We start from the raw sequence: 7,423 nt of genomic DNA, 5'->3' as shown, positions 1-7,423 counted from the left end.
AAGGCGGGCCCCAACGTTGCGGCCCGCCTTCCTGACCGGGGCCATCGCCTAAAAGTTGCACGAGCCGGGCAGCGGCTTTTGCCTTTGCGCGGCAGCCGGGGCTAAAAGTCCGCCTTGAGGCCGAGGGCCAGCGTGAGCAGCTTGTGAAAGCCCAGCCCGCCCTGCAGGTTGTTGAAGTAGCTGGCCAGGTACAAGTCGTTGGTGCCCAGCTCGTAGAACGCCGACAGTTTGCGCGGCTGGCCCGTAGCCACCACCGGGGGCGCCAAAAACGTCACGCGGCTGCCCAGTATGAGCCCCACGCGGGTGTCGGTCGAAAACCAGTAGTAGTCTTTGGGGTATTGCCCCTTTACCCCGTCGTTGATGACGCCGTGCGTGTAGCTGGCATACGCGCCGAAGGTGAGGGGCAGCACCTGCACCTTCTCGCTCACGCGCAGGCGGTAGGGCGAATACAGGAGTTTCAGCGAAGCCAGGCTTAGCGCCGAGCCCGCGTACCGCTCCGACACGTAGCCCACGAGTACGTCGGTTTCGAGCCGGCCTTTCCCGAATGCGTAGCCGGCCCCGCCCGCCACCATGCCCAGGCCGCCGCCCGTTTGCAGCACCAGATGATTGGGACGGAACCACGGGCGCCCGCCGGGCACCGGGCCCGCCACCACGCTTGTGTCGCCCAGGGGCGCCCCCTGCGCCCCAACAGTGGCCAGCAAACCGGCCAAAAAGAAGAGCTTTTTCATCTAGAATTTGACCTGTTTGATGCGAAACTCCTTGTTGCCCCACACGGTAACCACAAAGTAGCGGCGCTCCGAAAACGCGTCGGAATTCACGTACGTCACCCCGTCCTCGTAAGGCTGGCCAATGGACGACGAGTGGTTATGGCCGTTCATTTCGAACACCAAGCCCTGGGCGTCGCGCAGCGCTCCCGTGTAGGGCGCAACCAAGGTGGGGTCGAAGTCGCCGCTGGTCGGGGACACGTGCGACACCACCACTTGCCGCCGGGCGCCGTCCAGATTAGCCAACTGGGGGCGCACCCAGTTCATGTCGGGCACTTGGCCATTGAAGTTGTATTCGCGGCCGTTGGTGTCCACCAGGATGAATTTGGTGTCGCCGTACACGAAGGAGTAATTGAGCGGGCCGTAGATGTGCTCGTACGTCGTGCGGCCGTTGCCCACCAGGTCGTGGTTGCCCACCACGGTGATAAACGGTTTTTTCAGGCCTTGCAGCTTTTCGGCCACCCAGCTCATTTCCCGGGCCAGCCCGTAGTCCGAGATGTCGCCCGCTACCAGCGTAAAGGCAATGCCGGGCTGCTGGTTAACGCTCTCCACCAGCTTGTCGGCCTCGTAGTAAAAGTTTTGCGAGTCGCCGGTGAACACAAACCGCAGGGTGTCGCCCGGGGCCAGCGGCTGGGCCTGCAGTTTGGCGAGGTTTTTCTGGGTGAGGTTGATGAATTTTTCCGGGACGCGGTGGTCGTTGGGACTAAATTCGATGATTTCGCAGCCCGCCAGCCCTAGCAGGGCAACAAAAGGGGCAACGCGGACCCAGTGGCGCAGGGTGGTAAGGGTGTGCATGGTAGTGAATGGCCGGAAAAGAACTGCAACGCAGGTACAGTCCTTTAACTGGTCCTTTGGGGGTGAAGTTGGTAAAGCACACTGCTTTTAACTCCGATTTAATAAGACGCTAACCACCTCATTAAATTGCTGTTAAAAGCAATGCAACACCCTGAAGACGTGCAGACGCCCGGAATGCTTTATTCTTCCCCGAAGGATTTCACTCAGGCCATCACGGCCACCAGGCGCAGCACGGCATGGCCCAGCGCTTCGTTGCCGCGCAGCTGCACGCGAGACAAGGCTTCGGCCGGGCTCAGGCCTTTGGTAAACAGCTTCCAGGCCACGTCGGGGGGTATCACTACTTCGGCCGTTGCGTCCGCCGGGCCAGCCGAAGCCGGCTGCAATTGCCAACCGTTCGGGGTCTTCTCGGCCCGCCACGTGCCGCCGCTGTCCGAGGTCACCTGCACTTGCACCACTGCCCCTGCCGCTGCCGGCGCCGCGCGCAGGGCATGCGGCACCCCGCGCATCAGCGTGTTGATGAACGGCCGGAACAGCTCAGGCGTCATCAGCGGGGCCGTTTGGCCCACGGCTTCGCGTATTTGCTGGTGGTGGTGCCACTTCTCGGTGTACTCGCGGGCCACGTGGAACCAGTTCATCGACTCGGCCTCGCCGGCCCAGGCCACGGAAAAAGCAGCCGGCGCCCAGGGGTCCAGCGTGGCCAAAAACGCGTTGTACTCGGTGCCTGACTGCGCCAGCAGCGCCGTGAGCACGGCGGGGCTCAGCCGGCGAGCGGCCACCACCCAGTCAGCATTCAGCCGGTTTAGAAAAGCCAGCACGCCCTCGTAGGAACCCTCCTCCGGCCCTTCGGCAAAATGACCGTCGCGCAGCATCGAGAGCGTGCGCAGGTTGCCGTCGAGCAGGTGCGCCGCCACGTCCTTCACCGTCCACTGCCGGGCCAGGGTGGGCCGCTGCCAGTCGGCGGGCGAGAGGGAACCCAGCAGCTCCAGCAGCTTCGCGTCCAGCACCGGAAAGAGCGGCAGCACGTCGATGGGTACCATGTAGCAGAGGCTAAATGAGTGAAACGAAAGCTGCGGGCAGTTTATCAGGCCGGGTTTTAACCTGAACCTAATTCCGCTGCAAACTACACTATTTAACAGCCGCTTCCACTACGAACAAGGCCTGGTCGGCCCAGCGCCGCATGTGTTCGCCGGAGTAGTGCAGGCGGTCGCGGGTGAATTGAGCATCATCCCCCGCAGCGCCACGTGTAATGGGCGTAATGTCGATGAAGGAAACGCCCACGGCTTGGCATTCCTGCCGGGCCACGGCGTTGAACTGGTCAATTTCGGCGCCAATGCGCGCCCGGTCCTGCCCGTTGGCAAAGGGCGACTGCCCCCAGTCGGGGATGGACAGCACAATCACCCGGCCCGGGCGGTTGGCGGCCCGCGCCAAGGCCGTGCGCAACAGTTGCTGAAACTCGGTGCGGTACTTCGCCAACGACTCGCCGCGGTACTGGTTGTTGACCCCAATCAGCAGCGAAACCAAGTCGTAGGTTCTCGTAATCTGGGCGCTGGCAATGGCGCTGGCCAACTCGGAAGTTGTCCAGCCAGTGCGCGCAATGATGTCGGGCTCCTGCACATTCACGTTGCGCTGCTGGGCCATTGCCGCCAGCTGCACCGGCCAGCGCTCGGCGTTGGTCACGCCCTCCCCTATCGTATAAGAGTCGCCAAGCGCCAAGTAGCTGATGGCAGCCGTGGTGGGCGTGCGGGGCGGCAAGCTCCCGCTCGGCGGGGGCAATGGCGCGGGCTGCTCCGTGTGGCAGGAGACGAAAAGCAGCGAAAAAAAGAGAACAAACAGGCGCATCGGTTCGGCTATTGAGTAACGGACGCACCTACGACCCGCGGATTCTTCAGGATTGAGCTGGCCCCAAGGTTTGTTCTGCGAAGGCGGACGATTGGGGGCGCGCAAGCCGCAGTGGCCCGCACGCCCCCGTTCCACTATCCGATGGCCTGCGCCAAGTCTTCAATCAAGTCTTCGGCGTCCTCAATGCCCACGCTCAGGCGAATGAGCGAGTCGCTGAGGCCCGATTTGCGGCGCTGCTCGGCCGGAATACTGGCGTGCGTCATGGTGGCGGGGTGGCCGCTGAGGCTTTCCACGCCGCCCAGGCTTTCGGCCAGGGTGAAGTACTTGAACTTCTCGAGCACGGCCACGGCGTCTTCCTGGCGGTCGCCCTTCAACACGAAGGAAATCATGCCGCCGAAGTCGCGCATCTGCTTGGCTGCCACGGCGTGGTTGGGATGGTTTTCGAAACCGGGCCAGTACACTTTCTCCACTTTGGGGTGCTGGCGCAGGTATTCGGCCACGGCGCGGCCGTTTTCGCAGTGCCGCTGCATGCGGATGTGCAGCGTTTTCAGGCCGCGCAGCACCAGGAAGCAGTCCTGGGGGCCGGGGGTGCCGCCGCAGGCGTTCTGGTAGAAGCTCAGGCGCTGGTGCAGCTCGTCGTCGTTCACCACCAGGGCGCCCATCACGGTGTCGGAGTGGCCGGCCATGTACTTGGTCAGCGAGTACATCACGATGTCGGCCCCCAGGTCCATGGGCGTTTGCAGGTAGGGCGTGCTGAAGGTGTTGTCCACCGCGAGCAGGGCGCCGCACTCCTTGGCTACCGCGGCCGCGCCGGCAATGTCGATGACATTCAGAAGCGGGTTGGTGGGGGTTTCCACCCAAATCAGCTTGGTTTTCTCGTTGGCCACGGCGCGCACGGCTTCCATGTCGTGCATGGGCACGAAGTGGAATTTGATGCCCAGCGGCTCGTATACTTTCGTGAACAGGCGGTAGGAGCCGCCGTAGAGGTCGTTGGTCGAAATCACCTCGTCGCCGGGTTGCAGCAGCTTGGCCACGCAGTCCATGGCGGCCATGCCGGAGGCAAAGGCCAGGCCGTGCTTACCGTTGTCGAGGGCGGCCAGGGCGTCTTGCAGCTGCGAGCGGGTGGGGTTGTGCGTGCGCGAGTACTCAAAGCCCTGGTTTTTGCCGGGCGAAGTCTGCACGTAGGTCGAGGTCTGGTAAATGGGCGTCATGATGGCCCCGGTGTGGGGGTCCGGGTGCACGCCGGCGTGGATGGCTTTGGTGGCGAATTTCATGCGCGCAAAGGTAGTGTTTCCTGCCGGGCGGGCGGCCAGCAGCAAGCGGCCAAGCGGCCTGAAAAGAACCTGCCAAACAGACCAAATCGGCGCCTTATCTTCGCTAATCCGTTGTTATTCATCATCAATACTTTTCCATGAAAAAACACTACTCTCCCCTATCTCTGCTGTTGGTATCCGGCGTGGCGCTGGCGGCACCCAAGCCCAAACCCGCGCCGGCGCCGCTTGATTCGGTGGCCCGCCGGGCCTTCGTTTTCGACTCCATCAACAATTCGCTGCACTACCAAACCGGCCGCGTGGTGCTGCCCGGCGGCATCAGCGAGGTTTCGGTGCCCAAAGGCTTCCACTACCTCGACTCGGCCCAGAGCCGCCAGGTGCTCACGCGCTACTGGGGCAACCCCGACGGCACCTCGCTGGGCATGCTCTTCCCGGAAAAAATGAGCCCGCTCGACAAAGCCGCGTGGGCCTACGTCATCGAATACGACCCCTCCGGCCACGTGAAGGACGACGATGCCGACGACATCGACTACGAGGACCTGCTGGACGAAATGCGCACCGACATGGTGGACGCCAACAAAGAGCGCACCGAAGCCGGCTACGAGCCCGTGGAGCTGGTGGGCTGGGCCTCGGCCCCGTACTACGACAAAGCCCAGCACACCTTGCACTGGGCCAAAACCCTGAAATTCGGCGACAGCCCCGAAAACACCCTCAACTACAACGTGCGCGTGCTCGGCCGCAAGGGCGTGCTCATCCTCAACGCCGTGGGCTCGGCCTCCGACCTGCCGGCCATCAAAGCCAGCATTCCCGGCCTGCTCAGCGCCGTGAGCTTTGCCAAGGGCGAGCAGTACGTGGATTTTGACCCCGGCATCGACGAAGTGGCCGCCTACGGCATCGGCGGACTGGTGGCGGGCAAGGTGCTGGCCAAAGTGGGCCTGTTTGCCGTGTTGCTGAAGTTTTGGAAGCTGGGCCTGTTGGCGCTGGCCGGCGCTTGGGCGGGCATCAAGAAGTTTTTTGGCTTCGGCGCGAAGGAGGCGTAAGCCAGATTTTATCGCTCCGGCCCGGCCGGAGCCGCTTGGAAAGGCGTAAGCGACACCGTCCGGGTGCCGGCTTACGCCTTTCTTGCGTGGCGAAAGGCCATTGCCCCGAGTGCCTTGTTGTGCCTTATGAAATTTCTGCGCGAGCTTTTCCGAAAAAACTTCTCCACGCTGCTGTCCATGCTCCTGCTGGTGGCCGTGCCGTTGCTGGGCAGCGCGTCACTGACTGGGATTCTCTATAAAAACCAGGAGTTTTTGGAGAACCTGACCACCGGCCAAAGCCTGCTGTACTTCGTGATTGTGGGCGTGGCCATGGCCTTTTCCTTGGTCAACACCACCGCCGTGGTGTTGGTCACGGGTTTTTACCTGGGCTGGAGCGGCTTTCCGGGCATGGTGGTGGCCTACGCCCTCGCGGCCCTGGTGGGCTACCAGATTGCGGCCACCCTCGACCACGGCAAAATGCTGACCTTCCTCGGCCACTTTCCCAAAGCCGAAGCCGTGATGCGCGAGCTGAAAACCGACAGCTGGCAGCTCATTTTTCTCACCCGCGTGTCGCCGGTCACGCCTTTTGCCCTCATGACCTTCATCCTGGCCATCATGCGGGTGCGCCGGTGGCCGTTTTTGCTGGCCTCTATAGCGGGCATGCTCCCGCGCAGCCTGTTTTTCTACTGGCTCGGCACCAAAGCGCAAGACGTGTTTGCGCTGCTCAAGGACCCGGGCACCGGCACCACGGGCAAGCTCCTGTTGCTGGCGCTGGTGGCCGCTTCTTTTTTCGGCTTGTACTACTTATTCAACCAAGCCGTCAAGCGGGCCCTCAGCAACCGCACTTCTCCCCCCGCAGAGTAGCCCTGATTGTGAATGGTTTGCGCAAAAAGCAAAAAATTATCAGCAAAAAGTACGCGCCTTACTTGTGCAGACGCATTTTATCCGCTTACCTTTGCGCTCCCAACACGGGAACTGGTTGTGTAGCTCAATTGGATAGAGCATCTGACTACGAATCAGAAGGTTTAAGGTTCGACTCCTTACACGACCACAGAAAAGGCCCTTACAGTATTGTGAGGGCCTTTTTTCATACTTACTTGGGATACGGATGCGGGTGCAATATTGTCATTCCAAGAGGCCGTCGTAACCATTTCTTGTACTCTCATGCCTCTGCAATATGGCAGGGTCAGCTGGGCTACTAATGCCTTCACAAGGCATCTAACTCCTTACTTTTGGTAAAGGCCTTGCCTCGCCTAAACTAGTTCTGGTTTTCCCTTACTCATTTAATCCTGCTGTATGCCCCACTCCTACTCGCCTGCTCAATGGACTTTGCGTATTTTCTTACTATTGGCCCCTAGCGGAGCAGCCCTTGCCCAAGCACCTGTCATTACTTCCGTAGTACCGCTGGCAAATGCCCGGGCCGCAGCCTGCACCAGTCCGCTTACCGTGAGCTTTAGTCAGCCGCTGACAGCTGCTTCGGTTGGGGCACTGAAGGTATTCAGTAGTCAGAAGGGCGGTCTACGCTCGCGGAGCACCACACCAGCTAGTGTAAGCGGCAGCACGCTCAGCTTTACGCCCTCGGCCTCGGCGTTTATGCCGGGGGAAACAGTGCAGTACACTGTAACTACAGCGGCGGGCAACAGCGGTGGAACATTGGCTCGCCCACGGGTAGCTCAGTTCACGACGGCGGCGGGTGGCACGGGCATCGGCGCCTTTCAGTTCGGGTCAGATGTGG

The 7,423-nt window shown here is 61.6% G+C and carries 8 protein-coding genes and 1 tRNA gene; 4 read left to right on the top strand and 5 right to left on the bottom strand.

Translation table 11 applies throughout. The features are described 5' to 3' along the window. Positions 1-101 precede the first annotated feature (101 nt). From VF629_RS14660 to VF629_RS14640, 5 genes are all read right to left on the bottom strand, one after another. On the bottom strand, positions 102-728 hold the full coding sequence (locus VF629_RS14660) for a hypothetical protein (protein WP_331059240.1): 627 nt from the start codon (positions 726-728) through the stop codon (positions 102-104). Beyond that, positions 729-1,559 carry a metallophosphoesterase family protein gene (locus tag VF629_RS14655; protein ID WP_331059239.1) on the bottom strand — a complete coding sequence of 277 codons (831 nt, stop codon included), beginning with the start codon at positions 1,557-1,559 and terminating at the stop codon, positions 729-731. It abuts the gene before it with no gap. 203 nt (positions 1,560-1,762) lie between these two features. Then, positions 1,763-2,596, bottom strand: coding sequence for a maleylpyruvate isomerase N-terminal domain-containing protein (locus tag VF629_RS14650; protein WP_331059238.1), 834 nt, complete (start codon positions 2,594-2,596; stop codon positions 1,763-1,765). A gap of 88 nt (positions 2,597-2,684) precedes the next feature. Next, positions 2,685-3,398: an SGNH/GDSL hydrolase family protein gene (locus VF629_RS14645; RefSeq protein WP_331059237.1), complete on the bottom strand. Its 714-nt coding sequence runs from the start codon at positions 3,396-3,398 to the stop codon at positions 2,685-2,687. A 134-nt stretch (positions 3,399-3,532) separates the two neighbouring features. Then, entirely contained in the window at positions 3,533-4,672 is a 1,140-nt protein-coding gene (locus VF629_RS14640; RefSeq protein WP_331059236.1) for a cystathionine gamma-synthase, read from the bottom strand. Between the two features lie 137 nt (positions 4,673-4,809). On the opposite strand from VF629_RS14640, the gene VF629_RS14635 reads away from it, so the two are divergent. From VF629_RS14635 to VF629_RS25795, 4 genes are all read left to right on the top strand, one after another. Continuing rightward, positions 4,810-5,709, top strand: coding sequence for a DUF2167 domain-containing protein (locus VF629_RS14635; RefSeq protein ID WP_331059235.1), 900 nt, complete (start codon positions 4,810-4,812; stop codon positions 5,707-5,709). 126 nt (positions 5,710-5,835) lie between these two features. Then, positions 5,836-6,552 (top strand): TVP38/TMEM64 family protein, encoded by a 717-nt coding sequence (locus VF629_RS14630; RefSeq protein WP_331059234.1) that lies wholly within the window; start codon positions 5,836-5,838, stop codon positions 6,550-6,552. Between the two features lie 113 nt (positions 6,553-6,665). After that, positions 6,666-6,739, top strand: a tRNA-Arg gene (locus VF629_RS14625). Between the two features lie 245 nt (positions 6,740-6,984). Next, positions 6,985-7,423, top strand: a 439-nt coding sequence (locus VF629_RS25795) for an Ig-like domain-containing protein (protein ID WP_414653886.1), incomplete at its 3' end; no start/stop codon positions are given.

This window comes from Hymenobacter sp., assembly GCF_036388155.1.
GTDB lineage: Bacteria > Bacteroidota > Bacteroidia > Cytophagales > Hymenobacteraceae > Hymenobacter.
Note: the sequence above shows the minus strand (reverse complement) of the source record. Positions and strands in the feature narration are given on the sequence as shown.